Raw genomic sequence first — 20,106 nt, 5'->3', positions numbered from 1 at the left:
CAACGCCATCGGGTAAAAACAATAATGAGCCCAAGCCTGTCCGATACCCCCGCGCTGTCACGGCGCGGCCTGCTCAAATTCAGCCTCGGTGCGAGCGCCTTTCTTGCCACTGCCGGGCTGGGGGCCAGCCTCAGTGGCTGTTCGTCGAACGTTGCCGCCAGTGGTTTTGCGGCGCTGCGCAGTGGCGACCTGCTGTTTTTACGCGCACTAATTCCGGTGATGCTTGATGGCGCCGTGGCCGCTGGACAGATGCCCAGCGCTGTCGAAGGCACCTTGAAAAGCCTGGATGACAGCCTCGATCACTTGTCGCCGGAAATGCTCAAGCTGACCCGTCAGCTGTTCGATGTGCTGGGCATGGCCGTGACACGTGGGCCACTGACGGGCATTTGGGGCAGCTGGGAAAACGCCAGCGCCGCTGATATCCGGCACTTCCTCGATCGCTGGGAGAACAGCTCGCTGAGTCTGCTGCGCATGGGCCACAGCTCATTACTGCAACTGGTGATGATGGCCTGGTACGGGCGCAAGGAGTCGTGGGCGCATTGCGGGTATCCCGGGCCGCCAACCGTCTGAAACCGTGTCGCCCCCTTCGCGAGCAGGCTCGCTCCCACAGGGGATCGCATAACCCTTTGTGGGAGCGAGCCTGCTCGCGAAGACGGCCGAATGAACACCGCTGATCCAAACCATAACAACAAGAGAACCCGAGAATGCCCGTACCCGACCCGTTCCGCGAAGGCATGGCCCGTGGCTGGAAAACCCATGACGGCTCACAACTGACCCAGGACCTGACCCTCGAAGCGGATATCGCCATCATCGGCAGCGGTGCCGGTGGCGGGACCACGGCGGAAATACTCAGCGCCGCCGGCTACAAAGTGCTGCTGATCGAAGAAGGCCCGCTCAAGACCAGCACCGACTTCAAATTGCTCGAAGACCAGGCCTACGCCAGCCTCTACCAGGAAGGCATCGGCCGGATGAGCAAGGACGGTGCGATCACCATCCTCCAGGGGCGAGCGGTAGGCGGTACTACGTTGATCAACTGGACCTCGAGCTTCCGCCCCCCCGAGCCGACCCTGGAACACTGGGCCAAAGAGCACAACGTGAAGGGGCACAGCCCGGCTGAAATGGCGCCGTGGTTCGAGAAAATGGAGCAACGCCTGGGCATCGCACCGTGGATGGTTCCACCCAACGCCAACAACGATGTGATTCGTAAAGGCTGTGAAAAGCTCGACTACAGCTGGCACGTGATCCCGCGCAACGTACGCGGCTGCTGGAACCTCGGCTACTGCGGCATGGGCTGCCCGGTCAACGCCAAGCAATCGATGCTGGTCACCACCATTCCCGCTGCCCTGGAAAAGGGTGGGGAGTTGCTCTACCTGGCCCGTGCCGAAAAACTTCTCATCAGCGGTGACAACGTTACCGGGCTGCACTGCGTGGCGATGGACGCACGCTGCGTCGAGCCCACGGGGCGCAGCATTACGGTCAAGGCACGGCATTACGTGCTGGCCGGCGGCGGGATCAACAGCCCGGCTCTGCTGTTGCGCTCCGACGCGCCCGATCCGCACAAACGCCTGGGCAAACGGACGTTCCTGCACGTGGTGAACATGTCCGCCGGGCAGTTCGACGAAGTAATCAACCCGTTTTACGGAGCGCCGCAGTCGATCTACTCCGACCATTTCCAATGGCTGGACGGCACCACCGGCAAGATGGGCTACAAGCTGGAGGTACCGCCGCTCCACCCCGCGCTGGCGGCGACGCTGCTAGGTGGCTTCGGCCAGGAAAATGCGCAGCACATGGCCAACCTGCCGCACACCCACGCCATGCTGGCGTTGCTGCGTGACGGTTTCCACCCGGACAGCCCGGGCGGCAGCGTCGAACTGCGCGGTGACGGCACGCCGGTACTCGATTACCAGGTTTCACCCTATGTTTGGGAGGGGTTGCGCCGGGCGTTCCACAGCATGGCCGAGATCCAGTTCGCCGGTGGCGCCAAAGCCGTGATGCCGATGCATGCCGATGCGCACTACGTGAAAACCCTGGGCGAAGCGCGCACGCTGATCGATAGCCTGAGCCTGGAGTTGTACCGCACGCGACTGGGCAGCGCCCACGTGATGGGCGGTTGTGCCATGGGCGAAGACGCAAAAAGCGCCGTAACCGACAGCCTCGGCCGACACCATCAACTGGGTAATCTGTCGATCCACGACGGCTCGCTGTTCCCCACTAGCATTGGCGCAAACCCGCAATTGTCGGTCTATGGACTGACGGCACAACTGGCCACTTCCCTGGCTGAACGTTTGAAAAATCCATGAAAAAGACGAATATTCCTATCGTCTATAGTGCTTTCTTACCCAACAGGCGACTTGGCCGACCGGTAAGGCTGCGATACCATCCGACTCCCCAACGCACTCCCGCCAGGACGACGCGATGAACCGAGTGTTGTACCCAGGTACCTTCGACCCTATTACCAAGGGCCATGGCGATCTGGTCGAACGCGCCGCGCGCCTGTTCGATCACGTGATCATTGCTGTCGCCGCCAGCCCGAAGAAAAACCCGTTGTTTCCGCTGGAACAGCGTGTGGAACTGGCCCGCGAGGTCACTAAACATTTGCCGAACGTTGAAGTCGTCGGCTTCTCGACACTGCTGGCGCACTTCGCCAAAGAGCAGAACGCCAACGTATTCCTGCGTGGTTTGCGCGCGGTTTCGGACTTCGAGTACGAGTTCCAGTTGGCCAACATGAACCGGCAACTGGCGCCGGATGTGGAAAGCCTGTTTCTTACCCCGTCCGAACGTTATTCGTTCATTTCCTCGACGCTGGTCCGTGAAATTGCAGCCCTGGGCGGCGATATCACCAAGTTCGTACACCCTGCGGTGGCGGATGCCCTGACCCTGCGATTCAAGAAGTAGCCACCGCTCAATCGGCGCCCGCGTGCACTACGGGCGCCAATGCGGCACAATTACGGGCATTGATATATTACGCCCGGGCCTGCCGCCCCGGCTGGAGTTAGCATGTCCCTGATCATCACCGACGATTGCATCAACTGCGACGTCTGCGAACCCGAGTGCCCGAACGCCGCCATTTCCCAAGGCGAAGAGATCTATGTGATCGACCCGAACCTGTGCACGCAATGTGTCGGCCACTACGACGAACCGCAGTGCCAGCAGGTCTGCCCGGTGGATTGCATTCCGCTGGACGAAGCCCATCCGGAGACTGAAGAGCAGTTGATGGAGAAGTACCGGAAGATTACCGGTAAGGCTTGAGTGTTGGGTTGCCTGAGCCGACGCCTTCGCGAGCAGGCTCGCTCCCACAGTAGATTCAGGGTGTTCCCACATTTTGATTAACAACACAGATCAAATGTGGGAGCGGGCTTGCTCGCGAAAGGGCCATCAGCCACACCGAAAAGGTAACTGGCTTCACTCCCGCTGCTCAAACCCCTCCCCGACACACCCCAGACACCGAGCAAACGCCGCTTTCGCCGGGTCGACTACCAGCGCCTGCCCCGCATCCCCCACCCCACCGCCAAACGCGGTAAAGGGCAGCGACACCACAAACACACCCGCGCCGATCACCGTCGCCGCGACCAGCAACGGCCGGGCAATCAGCAGATCGCCAATCATGGCGTACGCAGGCGGATTCTGAATGGTGTAAAGCGGATCGCCGCTGCCACTGCTGGCGACGGCTGAAGTGCCGATGCTCAGCAGCAACGCGACGACAAGGGTTTGAAACAGCTTCATGGCGCGGTCCTTCGGCTGGACAGTCAGAACACTGACTATAGACCGTCGGCGTTTCAGCTCTGGCAGCGTGGACAGAAGACGCTGGCACGCTGCCCGAGCTTCACTTCTCGCAACTCGGTGCCACATACCTTGCAAGGTTCGGCGCCTCGACCGTACACAAACAGTTCCTGCTGGAAGTAGCCCGGCTGACCGTCACCCCCGATGAAGTCCCGCAGCGTAGTACCGCCACGCTCGATGGCGGCGGCCAGGATGCGTTTGATCTCGATCGCCAGCTTCAGGTACCGCGCACGGGAAATGCCCTTGGCCTCGCGACGCGGATCGATACCGGCGGCGAACAGCGCTTCGGTGGCGTAGATGTTGCCGACGCCCACCACCACCGCGTTGTCCATGATGAACGGCTTGACCGCCATCGAACGCCCGCGGGACAGCTGGAACAGACGGTCACCGTCGAACAGGTCGGTCAGCGGCTCCGGCCCCAGGCGAATCAATAACTCGTGGTGCAGAGGATCGAGGCTCCAGAGCATCGCGCCAAACCGGCGTGGGTCGGTATAGCGCAGGGCCAGGCCCGACTCCAGTTCGATGTCCACGTGCTCGTGCTTGGCGGCAGGCGTGCCAACCTCTACCAGACGTAAATTCCCCGACATGCCCAAGTGGCTGATCAAGGTGCCGACTTCGGCATTGATCAGCAGGTACTTGGCGCGGCGCTCCACCAGCACGATGCGCTGGCCGGACAGGCGCACATCCAGGTCCTCGGGAATCGGCCAGCGCAAACGACGATCGCGCACGATCACCCGGCTGACGCGCTGCCCTTCCAGATGCGGAGCAATGCCGCGACGGGTGGTTTCGACTTCTGGCAGTTCAGGCATGGTGGTACTCGAATCAGGCTTTCGAAAAAGAAGAGGGTACGCTACTCAGCGGTGTGTGCCGAGGTCGCGGATCGTCTGCTTGAGGGTTTCGAAGTCGTAGTCCGAGAGGCCGACGTAATCGAGCACCAGATGCCCGATGCTGTCCCATTCATGGTCTTCGGTCTGGTTGCCCAATACCCGGTAAGACGCACAAATGTGCTCGGCCATCTTCAGGATCGCCAGCAGGTTCTTCAGCGTGCTGTTGCGCGAAGACTCATCGCTGAATATCGCCAGGGCATTGTGGTGATTGGCGATCGCGGCCGTGACGTGGTCCGGCAGACGCCAGGACTTGGCCGTGTAATAACCGACCACGGCGTGATTGGTATTGAACACCTGGTTCTCGGTGTCCACCACGCGGCAGTCGGGGCCGGCGTTGGCGTACGCCTGTTCCAGCACCGTCATGTAGTCGGGGAAACGCTGGAGCATCAGCGGCACGCCACAGTCGTGGAACAGACCCAGGGCATAGGCTTCGTCGCAGGCCTGGGCACCGATACGCTTGGCCAGGGTCAGGCAGGTCATCGCGACGTCCTGGGCGGTGTCCCAGAAGCGGTTCAAGGTGACGATGGTCTCGTCGTTCATCTCGCCCTTAATCGACTGCGCGTTGATCAGGTTGATGATCGAGCGACTGCCCAGCAGATTCACCGCGCGCTCGATCGAGGCGATCTTGTTGGTCAACCCGTAATACGGCGAATTGACGATTTTCAGCAAGGAACCGGAGAGCCCTGGATCCTGGGAGATCAGCTTCGCGATCACATCCAGATCCGGGTCGGGCATGTATTGCTCCATCTGCAGGTCCACCATGATCTGCGGCTGGGGCGGCACACTGATGCCTTGCAGGGATTGCTGAATCTGTTCGGGAGTTAACTCTTGGGACATATGTACACACTCTGGGCCAGGCGCAGATTCTAGCTTCTAAATATTGGATCCGACATACAAGCGAGCAGATCGCGGAAACTTTCATCTATTTGAAAGCGCTTTCGCGAGCAGGCTCGCTCCCACATAGAATCTGCATTGACCCACGCCAATGTGGGAGCGAGCCTGCTCGCGAAGGGGCCATCAGCGTTTCATCGCCCATCAACCCCTCCACAGGCTCCAACACGCTATACTCCCGCTCTTTTTTCCGGAGCGACGTCATGTCCCTGCCTAGCCTGCGCCTCAAAGCCAACGCCGACCGTCGTCTGCGCAACGGTCATTTGTGGGTCTACAGCAACGAAATCGATGTAGCCGCGACCCCGTTGCACGGCTTCAAGGCCGGCGATCAGGCGATCCTCGAAGCCGCCGGCGGCAAGCCGCTGGGCATCGTCGCCATGAGCCCGAACAACCTGATCTGCGCACGCGTGCTGTCGCGCGACATCAAGCTGCCGCTGGACAAGTCGCTGCTGGTGCACCGTCTGAACGTGGCCCTGTCGCTGCGCGATCGCCTGTTCGACAAGCCGTTCTATCGCTTGGTCTACGGCGATTCCGACCTGCTGCCGGGCCTGGTGGTCGATCGTTTCGGTGACATCCTGGTGGTGCAGATCGCTTCGGCGACCATGGAAGCCCATAAAGACGACGTGATCGCGGCGCTGACCCAAGTGCTCAAGCCAAGCGGCATTCTGTTCAAGAACGACTCCGCCGCCCGTGACGCCGAAGGCCTCAACCGCTACGTCGAAACCGTGTTCGGCCTGGTGCCGGAGTGGGTGGCGCTGGAAGAAAACGGCGTGAAATTCGAAGCACCGGTCATCCAGGGCCAGAAAACCGGCTGGTTCTACGACCACCGCATGAACCGCGCGCGCCTGGCACCTTATGCCAAGGGCAAGCGCGTACTGGACCTCTACAGCTACATCGGTGGCTGGGGCGTTCAGGCTGCCGCATTCGGCGCCAGCGAAGTGTTCTGCGTCGATGCCTCGGCCTTCGCCCTCGACGGCGTGGAGCGCAACGCCGCGCTGAACGGTTTTGCCGAGAAGATGACCTGCATCGAAGGCGACGTGTTCGAAGCCCTGAAAGAGCTCAAAGCCAGCGAAGAACGTTTCGACGTGATCGTGGCCGACCCGCCGGCGTTCATCAAACGCAAGAAAGACATGAAAAACGGCGAAGGCGCCTACCGCCGCCTGAACGAGCAAGCCATGCGCCTGCTGACCAAGGACGGCATCCTCGTCAGCGCCTCCTGCTCGATGCACCTGCCGGAAGACGACCTGCAAAACATCCTCCTGACCAGCGCCCGTCACCTGGACCGCAACATCCAGATGCTGGAGCGTGGCGGCCAGGGCCCGGACCATCCGGTGCATCCGGCGATTGCTGAGACGCGTTACATAAAGAGCATTACTTGCCGGTTGCTGCCGAATAGCTAAGGATTACTCCTATCCTGATGATCGTTCGTACGTATGTGCGGGCGATCATATGACTACCATTTTCGCTTAAAAATAATTCAATCTTATTAGCAACTTAACTAAAACAATAAACTCTTAGGAATTGCCCCACACTTTTCCAAGAAATACCCTACACCATTTCAATTGACCTCAATCCAGCCAAGTCTATTATCCCTCTCACCACTTGAAACATAGTGGTAGACATAAAACCTTTACTGGAGATTTAACCATGAAAGAAGTTAAGCTCGAGCACAAAGCAGCCACACATCATCACGCCATGCTCTGCACTCCTAAATAACAACAAAGGAAAAGCCGGACCTTCAACAAAAGGACCGGCTTTTATTTAGGAGCCCCATATGCAGCTTAATCCCTACATCTTCCTACTCCCCAAACCACCTCGCCTGTTCATATGGAACTACAAGTCTCATGAACAATTCGAAATTGATACAGATCATGCTGACCGATTAATACAGCTTATTGAGCAAACCTCGCTATTTGATGCCAGCCATCCAATAGATGCAGAGTTTCTTGCTGCCGGCGTCTTTGTGGATCAGCCATTGCCTCTCAATGAATGGTGTTGGGATGACCTTTCCAAAATTTTTCACATTGGCACCAAGAACCTGAATTTTGGCGATATTCCACAGAACCCAAAAGAATGGGCCGAGCACTACTTTATTCATTGCCAGGAAGTCATGGGCAGGCAGGCACCACCCCATCACCCGCTCTCTCATCTCTCACGAGAAAACATGCTATGCCTGCCAGTCCCTTTGACGAATACAGTTCAGGAAGATTGGGCACTCAATCAAGCCTTGCTGCAACGAAAAACCTGTCGTTCGTTTCTGACCAAGCCTGTAACGCTGGATGACGTCAGCACTCTTCTATACCACAGCCTCGGTTATTTGAAGGAGCGAGAGAATGACACCAACGACCTTACGTCGGACATGTTAAAAGCGAGACGAAGTAGCCCTTCAGGCGGAGGTCTGAACGCAAGCGAAGGATACTTATACGCCTATAACGTCAAAGATTTGGACCCGGGAATTTATTACTACCACCCAGATGCTCACGCCTTGAAATTACTGAGTCGTCTCAAGGAACCCCTGGGTTCACTTCTTCAAGGACAACACTTTATAGACAATATCCCCTTTGGAATTTTCATCACATCACGACTGGATAAAATGTGGTGGAAGTATCGACACTCACAAGCCTACCGGGTTGCCTTGCTAGAAGTTGGCCATATCTCACAAACAATACAGTTATGCGCGACCTCTTTTGGATTGAAAACGTGGATAACTGCAGCCCTCACCGAATCAAAAATAGAAAAACAAATAAACCTTAGCGATTATTCCGAGCAGGTTTTTTTATTTGTTGGTGCAGGACACAGCGATGGCGAGGCGTATTGCAAGGAGTTAACTGATCTATTGAAGCAAAAATAACAAAAACCACTCCACCTTCCGGAAATAAAAATAATGTCTGGCATTTCACACACCAAGGCACGCGACAAAATCACAAATCAAAAACTATCCCGCTTCACCCTCATAACTTGCATTTCATTGATCAGCTTCTTCCCACTCAACATCCTGCTTCCCTCATTTCCTGCGTTGGCACAGGAATTCAACACATCAACTGTAGATATCGCCCTTACCGTTAGCTTGTTTACACTGATTTTTTCAGTTTCGCAGTTTTTTACCGGCCCCTTTTCGGACAAGTGGGGGCGTAAGGAGGTCATTCTCGGATGCCTCATCCTTTCTGCAATAGGTGCAATGGGCTGCACATTGGCTAAGGATTACTGGAGTTTTCTATTCTTTCGCTCCGTTCAAGCGTTGGGATGTGGGTTCTTCGTCCTGGGCCACGCACTGGTCGAAGACTTGTTCGAAGAAAAGGACCGCGCTCGGGTACGCATTTATTACATGACTCTAAGTGGCTCCTTTGTCGCGCTGTCTCCCCTGCTAGGTTCCTGGCTGCAAAACACCTTCGACTGGAAAGGCAGTTTCTATGCATTTTCCCTAATGGCACTCGGCATTTTCATACATGCTCAACTCATTTTGCCCCCCGCATCGAATGCCCCTGAACGTGAACCTATTTCAACCCTCCGCACCTTGAAAACTATCCTGGGGAATCGAGACTTCCTTCGCTACTGGTGGATCGCCGCGCTGGTCTTCTCCTGCTATTTCGCCCTGATCAGCGTAACTCCGCTGATTTTCATGGATGACTTCAAACTTTCCGAATCCCAATACGGATTGGTGTTGATGGCGTGGCCTACGTCTTCGGCGGCGTACTGGCTTCAGCAGCACAGAGGCACATATCCCTCGAAAGACAAATCAATATCGGCTTGAGTTTGCTCTGTGTCGCTGGCCTGACGTTAGGCTTGGTTGTGAGTTTAGAGGCAATGACCACTGTCACATTGCTTTTTCCAATGATAATCAGCGCATTGGCCGTCACACTTGTGCGGCCGGCAGCCATTTCTGCCGCGATGCTCCTGTTTTCCAGTAAAGCCGGAACTGCTGCATCCGCAGGCAACTCCATTATGTTTGTCACCGCAGCAGTCACCAGTGCCGCTCTTGCACAAGCCAACGATCATTTAATGATCGCCATAGCCATCGGTTTCATTGGTCTCAGCCTTTGGGGGTTGCTGACAAATACGAGGATAGGGCGCTGATTGAGTACCTGCGGACACTGAGCCGAAGGCGCCGAATATAAAGAAGCGAAAAACAGAAACGCTCATCAGCCCAAATCAACCGCACCATTCCCTCCAGCCGCCAGCCGTGTAGAATCGCGAACATTCATCGCCAGTCATCCCCGGCGGGTTTATGAGCTCAAGCTGAAGCGCGCGGCGATCCCGCAAAGTTATCGGCAACCTATGGACACACGGCCATTTCCGAGTACTCCAGACGTCACTAGAAGCTCACTTCCCTTTTGATACCTGATTAGCCGCCCGGAGTGCTTCATGCCTGATTACCGCTCGAAAACATCCACCCACGGCCGCAACATGGCCGGTGCCCGCGCACTGTGGCGCGCCACGGGGATGAAAGATGACGACTTCAAAAAGCCGATCATCGCCATTGCCAACTCCTTCACCCAGTTCGTACCGGGCCACGTCCACCTCAAGGACCTGGGCCAACTGGTCGCCCGCGAAATCGAACGCGCTGGCGGTGTGGCAAAAGAATTCAACACCATCGCGGTCGATGACGGCATCGCCATGGGCCACGACGGCATGCTCTATTCGCTGCCGAGCCGCGAGATCATCGCCGACTCCGTCGAATACATGGTCAATGCCCACTGCGCCGACGCCATCGTCTGCATCTCCAACTGCGACAAGATCACCCCTGGCATGCTGATGGCCGCCCTGCGCCTGAACATCCCGGTGATCTTCGTCTCCGGCGGCCCGATGGAAGCCGGCAAGACCAAACTGGCCAGCCACGGTCTCGACCTGGTCGACGCCATGGTGATCGCCGCCGACTCCAGCGCTTCTGACGAGAAGGTTGCCGAGTACGAGCGCAGCGCCTGCCCGACCTGCGGTTCGTGCTCCGGCATGTTCACCGCCAACTCGATGAACTGCCTGGTTGAAGCCCTGGGCCTGGCCTTGCCGGGCAACGGTTCGACCCTGGCCACCCACAGCGACCGCGAGCAGCTGTTCCTGCAGGCCGGCCGCACCATCGTCGAGCTGTGCAAGCGTTACTACGGCGAGAACGATCAGTCGGTACTGCCGCGCAACATCGCCAACTTCCAGGCGTTCGAAAACGCCATGACCCTGGACATCGCCATGGGCGGTTCCACCAACACCATCCTGCACTTGCTGGCCGCCGCCCAGGAAGCCGAGATCGATTTCGACCTGCGCGACATCGACCGTCTTTCGCGCAACGTGCCGCAACTGTGCAAGGTCGCGCCGAACATCCAGAAGTACCACATGGAAGACGTGCACCGTGCCGGCGGGATCTTCAGCATCCTCGGTTCGCTGGCCCGTGGCGGCCTGCTGCATACGCAGTTGCCGACCGTCCACAGCCGCAGCATGGAAGAAGCCATCGCCAAGTGGGACATCACCCAGACCGACGACGAAGCGGTGCATCACTTCTTCAAGGCAGGTCCTGCGGGCATCCCGACGCAAACCGCGTTCAGCCAGTCGACCCGTTGGGAAACCCTGGACGACGATCGTGAAAACGGCTGCATCCGCAGTGTCGAGCACGCCTACTCGCAAGAAGGTGGCCTGGCCGTGCTGTACGGCAACATCGCGCTGGACGGTTGCGTGGTGAAAACCGCGGGCGTCGATGAGTCGATCCACGTGTTCGAAGGCAACGCCAAGATCTTCGAAAGCCAGGACAGCGCCGTGCGCGGCATCCTCGCCGACGAAGTGAAGGAAGGCGACATTGTCATCATTCGCTACGAAGGTCCGAAAGGTGGCCCGGGCATGCAGGAAATGCTGTACCCGACTTCGTACCTGAAATCCAAAGGCCTGGGCAAAGCCTGCGCCCTGCTCACCGACGGCCGTTTCTCCGGCGGCACCTCGGGCCTGTCCATCGGCCACGCCTCGCCTGAAGCCGCTGCTGGTGGCGCAATTGGCCTGGTGCAGGACGGCGACAAGGTGCTGATCGACATTCCGAACCGCTCGATCAACCTGTTGATCAGCGACGAAGAACTGGCCGCGCGCCGCGTCGAGCAGGACAAGAAAGGCTGGAAGCCCGTGGAAGTGCGTCCACGTAAAGTGACCACCGCCCTGAAGGCCTACGCCCTGCTGGCGACCAGCGCCGACAAGGGTGCTGTGCGTAACAAGGCGATGCTGGACGGGCTGTAAGCCTTAACCGTCGCACAAAAAAATACCCCGCCAACTGCGGGGTATTTTTGTTTCTACCGGTCACCTTTCACCTGTAGGAGCGAGCCTGCTCGCGATGGACGACAGAGCGCTGCGGGGTGTCAGGTTTCCCGCGTCATCGTTAACGACCATCGCGAGCAGGCTCGCTCCTACAGTGAATCAAAATCCTTACTGGATCTCTTCAGGCTTCACGATCACCCAGTTCTTGTCCGCCGTCACCGCCAACCCTTCCTTGGCCTGTGCCGCGGCGTTCTTGGCCATCATGCCTTGGATCTGGGTCATGTACTTGTCCTTGCGGTTGACCCATAGGTGGATGCCGCCCTTGGCCACGTCGACATCGTGGAACAGCATGTAGCCGTCGCTGCTCGGAGTATCGCCACCAACGAGGACCGGCTTTTTCCATTCATCGATGTAGGTCAGGATCGCCGCGTGCTTGCCGGCCATCCAGGTTGCCGGGGTCCACAGGTACGGGGTCAGTTCCAGGCCGAGGTTGGCCTTCTCGTCATACTTGCCGGCGGTAATTTGCTTGCGCGCCGTGGTCAGTTCGCCAGTCTTCTGGTCCTTGAGCAGCAATGACACGCCGATGACGTTCTGCGGTTTGACGTTGTAGCCGTACTTCGGATCGGCCGCGACCATGCGCACCAGTTCTTCGGAGGCGGCGGTCATCACGTAGACCTCGATGCCGTTTTCCATGAGCTTGTTGTAGAGCTCTTGCTGGCCAGTGAAGATCTTCGGCGGGTTGACGTCGAGTTTCTTGACCACATCGCCTTCGTAATAAGTGGCCGGCACCGGTTTGCCGGAGGCCATCATCTCGTCCACGTAGCCCTTGAGTTCCTTGAGCGTAAAGCCCGAGAACACCTGGGCGACCCATGGATAGCAAACCATGTCGTCGACTTCACAGAGGCGGTAGTAGTAGCTGAACAGGCTTTCCTTGTGGTCGGCGGTGTCCTTGAATGGCATCAGCTTCAGGGAGGGGTCGAGTTTGTCGCGGGTGATCAGGCCCTTGTTCTCCATGAACGGCAGCAACGATTCTTCGAGGTCGTAGCGGTAACTGGTGTTGTCCATGTCGAACACCGCGTAGTTACCTTTGTTGGCGTTGGCGGCGATCATCGCGTCCAGCGCCTTGGCCTGATCGGCGGGCCAGTGTTTCAGATCCGTGGCGAGTACCTGGCCGGCGAGGCCCAGGCAAAGAGCTGCAGCCAAAAATTTCGGTGCTAACTTCATCGGTCTTTCTCCCTGAGTGAAAGACATCGACGCTAACAAATAAGTGTGACAGTCCTCGTCCGTCAGCGACCGCCAACGTGCCTATCGCGCCAGCCGTATTCCCAAAAGCGACACGCGCTTATTCCAAAAACGACAGTTTCAAGACGTTTTTGATATTAATTCATTAGATTTCAAGCTGTTAGGCTTCCCGGTTCGCAGCTGCCCCGGAAGGTGGCTGGCACACGTCACTTTCGGAGTTCTTATGAATCTGCCGCTGATTCTCAATCTGCTGGTATTCCTCGCGTTACTTTTCAGCCTCGCACAAACCCGCCACACCACCTGGAGCCTGGCGAAAAAAGTCCTGCTCGCGCTGGCGCTGGGCGTGGTATTCGGTGTGGCCCTGCACACGGTGTACGGCGCCGGTAATCCGGTGCTCAAAGCCTCGATCGGCTGGTTCGATCTGGTGGGCAACGGTTACGTGCAATTGCTGCAAATGATCGTCATCCCGCTGGTGTTCGCTTCGATCCTCAGCGCCGTGGCTCGTCTGCATAACGCTTCCTCGCTAGGCAAGATCAGCTTCCTGACCATCGGCACGCTGCTGTTCACCACCGCCATCGCGGCGCTGATCGGCATCGGCCTGACCAACCTGTTCGGCCTGACCGCCGAAGGCCTGGTGGCGGGCACTCAGGAACTGGCCCGCCTGCAAATCATCCAGTCCGATTACGCGGGCAAGGTCGCCGACCTGAATGTGCCGCAACTGTTGTTGTCGTTCATCCCGCAAAACCCGTTCGCCGATCTGGCGCGGGCCAAGCCGACGTCGATCATCAGCGTGGTGATCTTCGCCGCCTTCTTGGGTGTCGCTGCGCTGCAACTGCTCAAGGATGACGTTGAAAAAGGTCAGAAAGTGATCAACGCCATCGACACCCTGCAAGCCTGGGTGACGCGCCTGGTGCGCCTGGTGATGAAGCTGACTCCCTTCGGCGTGCTGGCGCTGATGACCAAAGTGGTTGCCGGTTCCAACCTGCAAGACATCATCAAGCTCGGCAGTTTCGTGGTGGTGTCCTACATCGGCCTGGGCCTGATGTTTGTGGTCCATGGCCTGCTGGTATCCACTGCGGGGATCAATCCGCTGCGCTTCTTCCGCAAGATCTGGCCGGTGCTGACATTCGCCTTTACCAGCCGTTCGAGCGCGGCAACCATTCCGTTGAGCATCGAAGCGCAGACCAGCCGTCTGGGCATCCCGCAGTCGGTCGCCAGTTTCGCCGCATCGTTCGGCGCGACCATTGGCCAGAATGGCTGTGCCGGCCTGTACCCGGCGATGTTGGCGGTGATGGTGGCGCCGACCGTGGGCATCAACCCGCTGGACCCGTTGTGGATCGCGACGCTGGTGGCGATTGTGACCTTGAGTTCAGCCGGTGTGGCCGGGGTTGGCGGTGGCGCGACCTTTGCCGCCCTAATCGTGCTGCCGGCGATGGGCTTGCCGGTGTCACTGGTGGCGTTGCTGATTTCGGTCGAGCCGTTGATTGATATGGGGCGTACGGCGCTGAACGTGAGCGGTTCGATCACGGCGGGTGCGATTACCAGCCAGGTGATGCAGCAGACGGATAAGGAACTGCTGGAGGCGGATGAGCATTCGGCGCTGGCTCACGCCTAAGTCTTTCATAGACTGAGCGGGCCTCTTCGCGGGCAAGCCCGCTCCCACAGGGATGTTCGGTGTTCACACAATGTGTGGTTCAACTCGGGCACTGTGGGAGCGGGTTTGCCCGCGAAGCTCTTAGGCTCTTTCCCAAACCTCAAATGTATACGCCGGTTTGTCGCCTTCACTTGGATTGGGCTTGTCCCATACCAGTTTCCATTGCTTCGAATCGAATTCCGGGAACCACGCATCACCCTCTGGACTCAACGCAACACTAGTAAGGTACAACCGATCAGCGTGTGGCAGACCTTGCGTATACAACTGCGCTCCGCCAATTAGCATTACTTCGTCGACACAGTGCTCACGAGCCCACTCTTCAGCCCGAACCACCGCAGCTTCTAGTGACGGATAAACCTCCGCCCCTTCCAACTGCAGTTCGGCTTGGCGACTAACCACGATGTTTAGACGCCCCGGCAGCGGACGCCCAAGAGAATCCCAGGTCTTGCGACCCATGATGATCGGCTTGCCGAGCGTTGTTTCTTTGAAGTATTTGAAATCACCCGGCAAGTGCCAAGGCATGCTGTTGTTGACACCAATTACTCGGTTTTCACCAAGTGCGGCGATCAGGCATAGAGGAAGAGTATTGTTCATTCGAGGGAGGATACCAGAGGCTCGCCATCCCGCAACTCACCCCGACCAGCGCTACAGCGGTTATGCTCACAGCTCAATTAAGCGACGGGATGCCGCGTGACTGAACTGAATAATCTCTGGCTGACAGAAACCATCCGCCTGCGCGAAGAACACGCCGGCCCCCTGGAGGATCTGGAAGCCAACCGCCTGGCCCGCAGTGCGGGCGGCGACTTGCCTACACGCATTCAACGCCGTGCCCTGTGGCTGGCCGAGCGGGATGGCATGAGCGATGCGCTCAAACACTGGCTGCAAGGCGCGCGGCTGGCGCTGATCGTATTGGCGGTGCTGGCCGTGGTCAGCGGCGCCGGCCTGGCCTTTGCCGCACTGGGCGACGGCCAGACGCCAGTGAATGTGTTCTGGGCGCTGGGCAGCCTGCTCGGACTCAACCTGATTCTACTGGTCAGTTGGGTGATCGGCCTGGTGTTTGCCGGTGAGCACGGCGCCAGCCTCGGACGCCTGTGGTTGTGGCTCAGCGAGAAACTCGCCCGCGACGCCAAAGCCGCGCAGTTGGCACCTGCCCTGCTCTTGCTGTTGCAACGGCAGAAACTCAATCGCTGGGCCATCGGCGTGCTGGTCAACGGCTTGTGGTTGCTGGCGATGCTCAGTGCACTGGTGATGCTGCTGACGCTCATGGCCACGCGGCGCTACGGTTTCGTCTGGGAAACCACCATCCTCGGCGCGGACACCTTTATCACCATGACCCAGGGCCTCGGTGCCCTGCCGGCCCTGCTCGGCTTCAGCGTGCCGACCGAGGAGATGATCCGTGCCAGCGGCGATGCCGCGTTGAATATCGAAAGCGCCCGCCAGGCCTGGGCCGCCTGGCTGGTCGGTGTGCTGCTGGTCTACGGCGTTATACCGCGCCTGCTGCTGGCGCTGTTTTGCCTGTGGCGCTGGAAAACCGGCCAGGCACAGTTGCAGCTGGATTTGAACCTGCCCGGTTATGCGCAACTGCGTGAACGCCTGATGCCCACCAGCGAACGCCTGGGCATCAGCGATGAAGCGCCTGCGCAACTGCATCGGGTCGAAAGCGGTGTCAGCGACCAGCAAAGCGACGGCGCATTGCTCGTGGCCATCGAGCTGGACGATCAACGCCCGTGGCCACCGCAATTGCCGAAGAATGTGAGCAATGCCGGCATTCTCGACAGCCGTGAATCGCGACACAAACTCCTCGAACAACTGAGCCGCTTCCCCCCGGCTCGTCTGGCCATCGCGTGTGATCCACGGCGCTCGCCGGATCGCGGCAGCCTGGCACTGATCGCCGAGCTGGCCCGCAGCGCCAGCGCCACGCGCATCTGGTTGCTGCAGGCGCCGCCCGGTGAAGCACTGGATGCCGACCGACTCGGCGATTGGCATGTGGCGCTGCAACAACTGGAGCTGCCCTTCGCCGACAGTGCGCCGCTGAATTGGCTGGAGACGGGTCATGACTAAACCTCTGAAGCTCGCCGTCGTCGGCCACACTAACGTCGGCAAGACCTCATTGCTGCGTACCCTGACCCGAGATGTCGGCTTCGGCGAAGTATCCCACCGCCCCAGCACCACGCGGCATGTAGAGGGCGCTCGTTTATCCGTGGACGGCGAGCCCTTGCTCGACCTGTTCGACACACCAGGGCTGGAAGACGCCATCGCCCTGCTCGATTACCTCGAACGCCTGGAGCGCCCCGGCGAACGCCTCGATGGTCCGGCACGACTGGCGCGCTTTCTTGAAGGTAGCGAAGCACGACAGCGGTTCGAACAGGAAGCCAAAGTACTGCGGCAACTGCTGACCTGCGATGCCGGCCTCTACGTGATCGACGCCCGCGAACCGGTGTTGGCCAAGTACCGCGACGAACTGGAGGTGCTGGCCGGTTGTGGCAAACCGCTGCTGCCGGTGCTGAATTTCGTCAGCAGCACTAATCACCGCGAACCGGCGTGGCGCGAAGCACTGGCGCGCCTCGGTCTGCATGCGCTGGTGCGATTCGACAGCGTCGCGCCGCCGGAGGATGGCGAGCGTCGACTCTATGAAAGCCTCGCGCTCCTGCTGGAGCATGCTCGTCCACAGCTTGAGCGGTTGATTGCCGATCAGCAGGCCCAGCGACTGGCCCGTCAACAGAGCGCGGCACGGTTGATTGCCGAATTATTGATCGACTGCGCCGCCTGCCGGCGCAGCGTGGTCAGTGATGCAGAGCAGGAACAGCAGGCCATCGGCGAACTGCGTAAAGCCGTTCGCCAGCGGGAACAGCGCTGCGTCGAAGCACTGCTCAAGCTTTACGCCTTCCGCCCACAAGACGCGGCGGCCAGCGACTTGCCGCTGCTCGACGGCCGTTGGGGCGATGACTTGTTCAATCCGGAAACCCTCAAGCAATTGGGTGTGCGGGTCGGTGGCGGGATCGCTGCTGGCGCGGCAGCCGGGGCCGGAGTCGACTTGCTGGTGGGTGGCATTACCCTAGGCGCTGCGGCACTGGCCGGCGCCATCGCCGGTGGCGCCCTGCAAACGGCGCGCAGTTATGGCAGTCGCTTGCTGGGCAAGATCAAGGGACAGCGCGAACTGACCGTCGATGACAACGTCCTGCGCCTATTGGCGTTGCGGCAGCGGCAACTGCTGCAAGCGCTGGATGCCCGTGGGCATGCAGCGATGGACAGCATTCAAGTCGCCACGCCTCAGGACAAATCCTGGCGCGAAGGAAAACTGCCTGAAGCGCTGAACAAGGCGCGGGCGCACCCGCAGTGGTCGTCGCTCAATGCCCAGGCGAAGTTGAATCAGGCGGAGCGGCAGGAGCAGGTTGAGGTGTTGGCGCAGCAGTTGTAGAGATTGTGGTGTCTGAACTGGCCCCTTCGCGAGCAGGCTCGCTCCCACAGTTGACCGTATTCCCCTGTAGGAGCGAGCCTGCTCGCGATGGACGCCAACGATAACGCTGGCAGCCTGACACCCCACGGCGCTCTCTGGTTCATCGCGAGCAAGCTCGCTCCTACAGTTGATCGCTTCCCCCTGTGGGAGCGAGCCTGCTCGCGAAAGCCGCGCCTCGGTCCAGAGGTTTTATACAGCCAACAGACGCGCCGCCTTTTCCTTCAAGATGCCAAGATCAATCACCGGCACATGCATCTCCTTGGCCAGCTCATCCCACTGACGCATGCGCAAACTGAGCTCACACAACGGGTCTTGCTCGAACGCCGCGGCTTCGGCTTCGGTCATCACACCGCCCTGATACTCCAGCGTCCGGCGGCTGGCCTCGCTCAAGCGTTCGTAGTATCCCGGCTCCCTGAGCGTCAGATACCGCTTGGCCTGCACGTGGTACTCCACCAGGCGCGCCATGCGTTCGCTGAAGCCAACGCTGCGCAGGTAGTCGGCACCCAGCCGTTCGTGACTGACCACGCCAAAGCCGCCCATGTTCTCGGCACCTTCGGCGCAGATGTGCCCGATGTCGTGGAAGAATGCCGCGAGTACCACTTCGTCATCGAAGCCTTCGGCCATGGCGCACTGCGCGGCCTGGGACATGTGCTCGATCTGCGACACCGGTTCGCCGATGTAATCGCTGCTGCCAAAGCGCTCGTACAGGGCGAAGACCTTGGCGACTGTTTGTTCGTTGTGGTTCATCAGAGGTCTCTCGATGAATTGGAATGTGCGGTGAATGGTAGACCGCTTTCGCGGGCAAGCCCGCTCCCACAGGTTTTCGGGTGAGACACAAATTGTGTGAGCACCAACAATCCCTGTGGGAGTGGGCTTGCCCGCGATGAGGCCCTTTCAGCCGACGAAGATCTTACTTGGCCGCCACTTTCTCGGACTTGCCGTCATAGCGCTTGCGCCACTCGGTCAGGATCTCGTCGCGATTCTTCGACGCCCAGGCAAAGTCGTTCTTGATCAAACGCTGCTCATAATCCGCCGGCAATTCGGTCTGCGGCTTGGCGATACCCGGTTGGGCGAGTACGGCGAAGTTTTCTTTATAGAGTTCCATCGCTTGCGGGCTTGCGGAGAAGTCCGCGAGTTTCTTCGCGGCGTCTTCGTGTGGCGTGCCCTTGATCACAGCGGTGGCTTCGATCTCCCAGCCCAGGCCTTCCTTCGGCAGGATGATGTCCAGCGGCGCGCCCTGGCGCTTGAGTTGAACGGCCGGGTATTCGAAAGAAATACCAATCGGGAATTCACCCGCCGCCGCCAGCTTGCACGGCTTGGAGCCGGAGTGAACGTACTGGCCAATGTTCTGGTGCAGGTCGTCCATGTACTGCCAGCCCTGCTTCTCGCCGAAGGTCTGCAACCAGGCGCTGACGTCGAGGAAACCGGTGCCGGACGAGGCCGGGTTCGGCATGACGATCTTGCCTTTGTACTCAGGCTTGGTCAGGTCTTGCCAGCTGACTGGCTTGGTCAGGCCCTGCTTCTCGGCTTCGACGGTGTTGAAGCAAATGGTCGCGGCCCAGACGTCCATGCCGACCCAGGCCGGCGGGTTGGCGGCGTCACGGTAGTTGCCGCCGATTTTGCCCAGGTCCTTCGGCGCGTAGCTTTGCAGCATGCCTTGCTGGTCGAGGATGGCCAGGCTCGAAGCGGCCAGGCCCCAAACGGCGTCAGCCTGTGGGCGAGCCTTCTCGGCCAGCAGTTTGGCGGTGATGATCCCGGTGGAATCACGCACCCATTTGATCTCGACGTCGGGGTTGGCCTTTTCGAACGCTTCTTTATAGGTCTTCAGTTGTTCGGCTTCGAGGGCGGTGTACACCGTCAACTCGGTTTTCGCAGCGTAAGCGTTCAGGCTGAAAGCGGTGAGGACAGCAGCGGCCAGGGCCATAGGCTTGAACATGATCTTTTCCTGTTTGAGTTGAGGTTAACGGATTGGA

General features: G+C 59.1%; 17 protein-coding genes and 1 pseudogene. 11 read left to right on the top strand and 7 right to left on the bottom strand.

Going from position 1 to position 20,106, the window contains the following annotated elements; translation table 11 throughout:
* Positions 1–24 precede the first annotated feature (24 nt).
* From HNQ83_RS01860 to HNQ83_RS01845, 4 genes are all read left to right on the top strand, one after another.
* Positions 25–570, top strand: a complete 546-nt coding sequence (locus HNQ83_RS01860) for a twin-arginine translocation pathway signal protein (protein WP_175387399.1) — start codon at positions 25–27, stop codon at positions 568–570.
* A 134-nt stretch (positions 571–704) separates the two neighbouring features.
* Entirely contained in the window at positions 705–2,300 is a 1,596-nt protein-coding gene (locus tag HNQ83_RS01855; RefSeq protein WP_175387398.1) for a GMC family oxidoreductase, read from the top strand.
* Positions 2,301–2,415: 115 nt separating this feature from the next.
* On the top strand, positions 2,416–2,895 hold the full coding sequence (gene coaD, locus HNQ83_RS01850; protein ID WP_040071510.1) for a pantetheine-phosphate adenylyltransferase: 480 nt from the start codon (positions 2,416–2,418) through the stop codon (positions 2,893–2,895).
* Between the two features lie 102 nt (positions 2,896–2,997).
* Positions 2,998–3,249 carry a YfhL family 4Fe-4S dicluster ferredoxin gene (locus HNQ83_RS01845; RefSeq protein ID WP_003195146.1) on the top strand — a complete coding sequence of 84 codons (252 nt, stop codon included), beginning with the start codon at positions 2,998–3,000 and terminating at the stop codon, positions 3,247–3,249.
* A 153-nt stretch (positions 3,250–3,402) separates the two neighbouring features.
* Here HNQ83_RS01845 and HNQ83_RS01840 read toward each other — a convergent pair whose 3' ends face one another.
* The 3 genes from HNQ83_RS01840 to HNQ83_RS01830 are packed head-to-tail and all read right to left on the bottom strand — an operon-like array spanning position 3,403 to position 5,450.
* Positions 3,403–3,723 carry a multidrug transporter gene (locus HNQ83_RS01840; protein ID WP_175387397.1) on the bottom strand — a complete coding sequence of 107 codons (321 nt, stop codon included), beginning with the start codon at positions 3,721–3,723 and terminating at the stop codon, positions 3,403–3,405.
* 53 nt (positions 3,724–3,776) lie between these two features.
* Complete coding sequence (mutM, locus tag HNQ83_RS01835; RefSeq protein WP_175387396.1) at positions 3,777–4,589, bottom strand: bifunctional DNA-formamidopyrimidine glycosylase/DNA-(apurinic or apyrimidinic site) lyase; 813 nt, start codon at positions 4,587–4,589, stop codon at positions 3,777–3,779.
* A gap of 45 nt (positions 4,590–4,634) precedes the next feature.
* Complete coding sequence (locus tag HNQ83_RS01830; protein ID WP_175387613.1) at positions 4,635–5,450, bottom strand: HDOD domain-containing protein; 816 nt, start codon at positions 5,448–5,450, stop codon at positions 4,635–4,637.
* 311 nt (positions 5,451–5,761) lie between these two features.
* On the opposite strand from HNQ83_RS01830, the gene HNQ83_RS01825 reads away from it, so the two are divergent.
* The 4 genes and pseudogenes from HNQ83_RS01825 (at position 5,762) to ilvD (ending at position 11,762) form a co-directional block, all read left to right on the top strand.
* Positions 5,762–6,958 (top strand): class I SAM-dependent rRNA methyltransferase, encoded by a 1,197-nt coding sequence (locus HNQ83_RS01825; RefSeq protein WP_007995488.1) that lies wholly within the window; start codon positions 5,762–5,764, stop codon positions 6,956–6,958.
* A gap of 374 nt (positions 6,959–7,332) precedes the next feature.
* Positions 7,333–8,409 carry a SagB family peptide dehydrogenase gene (locus HNQ83_RS01820; protein WP_175387395.1) on the top strand — a complete coding sequence of 359 codons (1,077 nt, stop codon included), beginning with the start codon at positions 7,333–7,335 and terminating at the stop codon, positions 8,407–8,409.
* 33 nt (positions 8,410–8,442) lie between these two features.
* Positions 8,443–9,632: pseudogene (locus HNQ83_RS01815) on the top strand (MFS transporter).
* A gap of 288 nt (positions 9,633–9,920) precedes the next feature.
* Entirely contained in the window at positions 9,921–11,762 is a 1,842-nt protein-coding gene (ilvD, locus tag HNQ83_RS01810; RefSeq protein ID WP_175387394.1) for a dihydroxy-acid dehydratase, read from the top strand.
* A gap of 186 nt (positions 11,763–11,948) precedes the next feature.
* Here the strand turns inward: ilvD and HNQ83_RS01805 are convergent, their stop codons facing one another.
* A complete protein-coding gene (locus HNQ83_RS01805; RefSeq protein ID WP_175387393.1) occupies positions 11,949–13,004 on the bottom strand; it encodes a haloacid dehalogenase-like hydrolase in 1,056 nt (351 codons plus the stop codon).
* 241 nt (positions 13,005–13,245) lie between these two features.
* Between HNQ83_RS01805 and HNQ83_RS01800 the strand changes: the two genes are divergently transcribed.
* Entirely contained in the window at positions 13,246–14,637 is a 1,392-nt protein-coding gene (locus tag HNQ83_RS01800; RefSeq protein WP_175387392.1) for an L-cystine transporter, read from the top strand.
* 120 nt (positions 14,638–14,757) lie between these two features.
* Here the strand turns inward: HNQ83_RS01800 and HNQ83_RS01795 are convergent, their stop codons facing one another.
* The gene (locus tag HNQ83_RS01795; protein ID WP_175387391.1) at positions 14,758–15,270 is read right to left on the bottom strand and encodes a dihydrofolate reductase; all 513 of its coding nucleotides are present in this window, start codon (positions 15,268–15,270) and stop codon (positions 14,758–14,760) included.
* A gap of 96 nt (positions 15,271–15,366) precedes the next feature.
* On the opposite strand from HNQ83_RS01795, the gene HNQ83_RS01790 reads away from it, so the two are divergent.
* Together HNQ83_RS01790 and HNQ83_RS01785 are read left to right on the top strand one after the other, a co-directional pair.
* On the top strand, positions 15,367–16,737 hold the full coding sequence (locus HNQ83_RS01790) for a DUF2868 domain-containing protein (protein WP_175387390.1): 1,371 nt from the start codon (positions 15,367–15,369) through the stop codon (positions 16,735–16,737).
* A complete protein-coding gene (locus tag HNQ83_RS01785; RefSeq protein WP_175387389.1) occupies positions 16,730–18,094 on the top strand; it encodes a GTPase/DUF3482 domain-containing protein in 1,365 nt (454 codons plus the stop codon). Before HNQ83_RS01790 ends, HNQ83_RS01785 begins: the two co-directional genes overlap by 8 nt.
* Positions 18,095–18,322: 228 nt before the next feature.
* Here HNQ83_RS01785 and HNQ83_RS01780 read toward each other — a convergent pair whose 3' ends face one another.
* Both HNQ83_RS01780 and HNQ83_RS01775 read right to left on the bottom strand, forming a co-directional pair.
* Positions 18,323–18,880 (bottom strand): phosphonate degradation HD-domain oxygenase, encoded by a 558-nt coding sequence (locus HNQ83_RS01780; protein WP_175387388.1) that lies wholly within the window; start codon positions 18,878–18,880, stop codon positions 18,323–18,325.
* A gap of 163 nt (positions 18,881–19,043) precedes the next feature.
* Positions 19,044–20,069 (bottom strand): putative 2-aminoethylphosphonate ABC transporter substrate-binding protein, encoded by a 1,026-nt coding sequence (locus tag HNQ83_RS01775; RefSeq protein ID WP_175387387.1) that lies wholly within the window; start codon positions 20,067–20,069, stop codon positions 19,044–19,046.
* Positions 20,070–20,106 lie beyond the last annotated feature (37 nt).

Origin of the sequence: Pseudomonas sp. C2B4 (assembly GCF_013359695.1) — a bacterium.
GTDB lineage: Bacteria > Pseudomonadota > Gammaproteobacteria > Pseudomonadales > Pseudomonadaceae > Aquipseudomonas.
This window is presented reverse-complemented; position numbering and strand designations above follow the sequence as displayed.

Coding starts and splice junctions, on each gene's coding strand:
- HNQ83_RS01860 (WP_175387399.1), top strand. CDS start 25: ATGAGCCCAAGCCTGTCCGATACCCCCGCGCTGTCACGGCGCGGCCTG.
- HNQ83_RS01855 (WP_175387398.1), top strand. CDS start 705: ATGCCCGTACCCGACCCGTTCCGCGAAGGCATGGCCCGTGGCTGGAAA.
- coaD (WP_040071510.1), top strand. CDS start 2,416: ATGAACCGAGTGTTGTACCCAGGTACCTTCGACCCTATTACCAAGGGC.
- HNQ83_RS01845 (WP_003195146.1), top strand. CDS start 2,998: ATGTCCCTGATCATCACCGACGATTGCATCAACTGCGACGTCTGCGAA.
- HNQ83_RS01840 (WP_175387397.1), bottom strand. CDS start 3,723: ATGAAGCTGTTTCAAACCCTTGTCGTCGCGTTGCTGCTGAGCATCGGC.
- mutM (WP_175387396.1), bottom strand. CDS start 4,589: ATGCCTGAACTGCCAGAAGTCGAAACCACCCGTCGCGGCATTGCTCCG.
- HNQ83_RS01825 (WP_007995488.1), top strand. CDS start 5,762: ATGTCCCTGCCTAGCCTGCGCCTCAAAGCCAACGCCGACCGTCGTCTG.
- HNQ83_RS01820 (WP_175387395.1), top strand. CDS start 7,333: ATGCAGCTTAATCCCTACATCTTCCTACTCCCCAAACCACCTCGCCTG.
- ilvD (WP_175387394.1), top strand. CDS start 9,921: ATGCCTGATTACCGCTCGAAAACATCCACCCACGGCCGCAACATGGCC.
- HNQ83_RS01805 (WP_175387393.1), bottom strand. CDS start 13,004: ATGAAGTTAGCACCGAAATTTTTGGCTGCAGCTCTTTGCCTGGGCCTC.
- HNQ83_RS01800 (WP_175387392.1), top strand. CDS start 13,246: ATGAATCTGCCGCTGATTCTCAATCTGCTGGTATTCCTCGCGTTACTT.
- HNQ83_RS01795 (WP_175387391.1), bottom strand. CDS start 15,270: ATGAACAATACTCTTCCTCTATGCCTGATCGCCGCACTTGGTGAAAAC.
- HNQ83_RS01785 (WP_175387389.1), top strand. CDS start 16,730: ATGACTAAACCTCTGAAGCTCGCCGTCGTCGGCCACACTAACGTCGGC.
- HNQ83_RS01780 (WP_175387388.1), bottom strand. CDS start 18,880: ATGAACCACAACGAACAAACAGTCGCCAAGGTCTTCGCCCTGTACGAG.
- HNQ83_RS01775 (WP_175387387.1), bottom strand. CDS start 20,069: ATGTTCAAGCCTATGGCCCTGGCCGCTGCTGTCCTCACCGCTTTCAGC.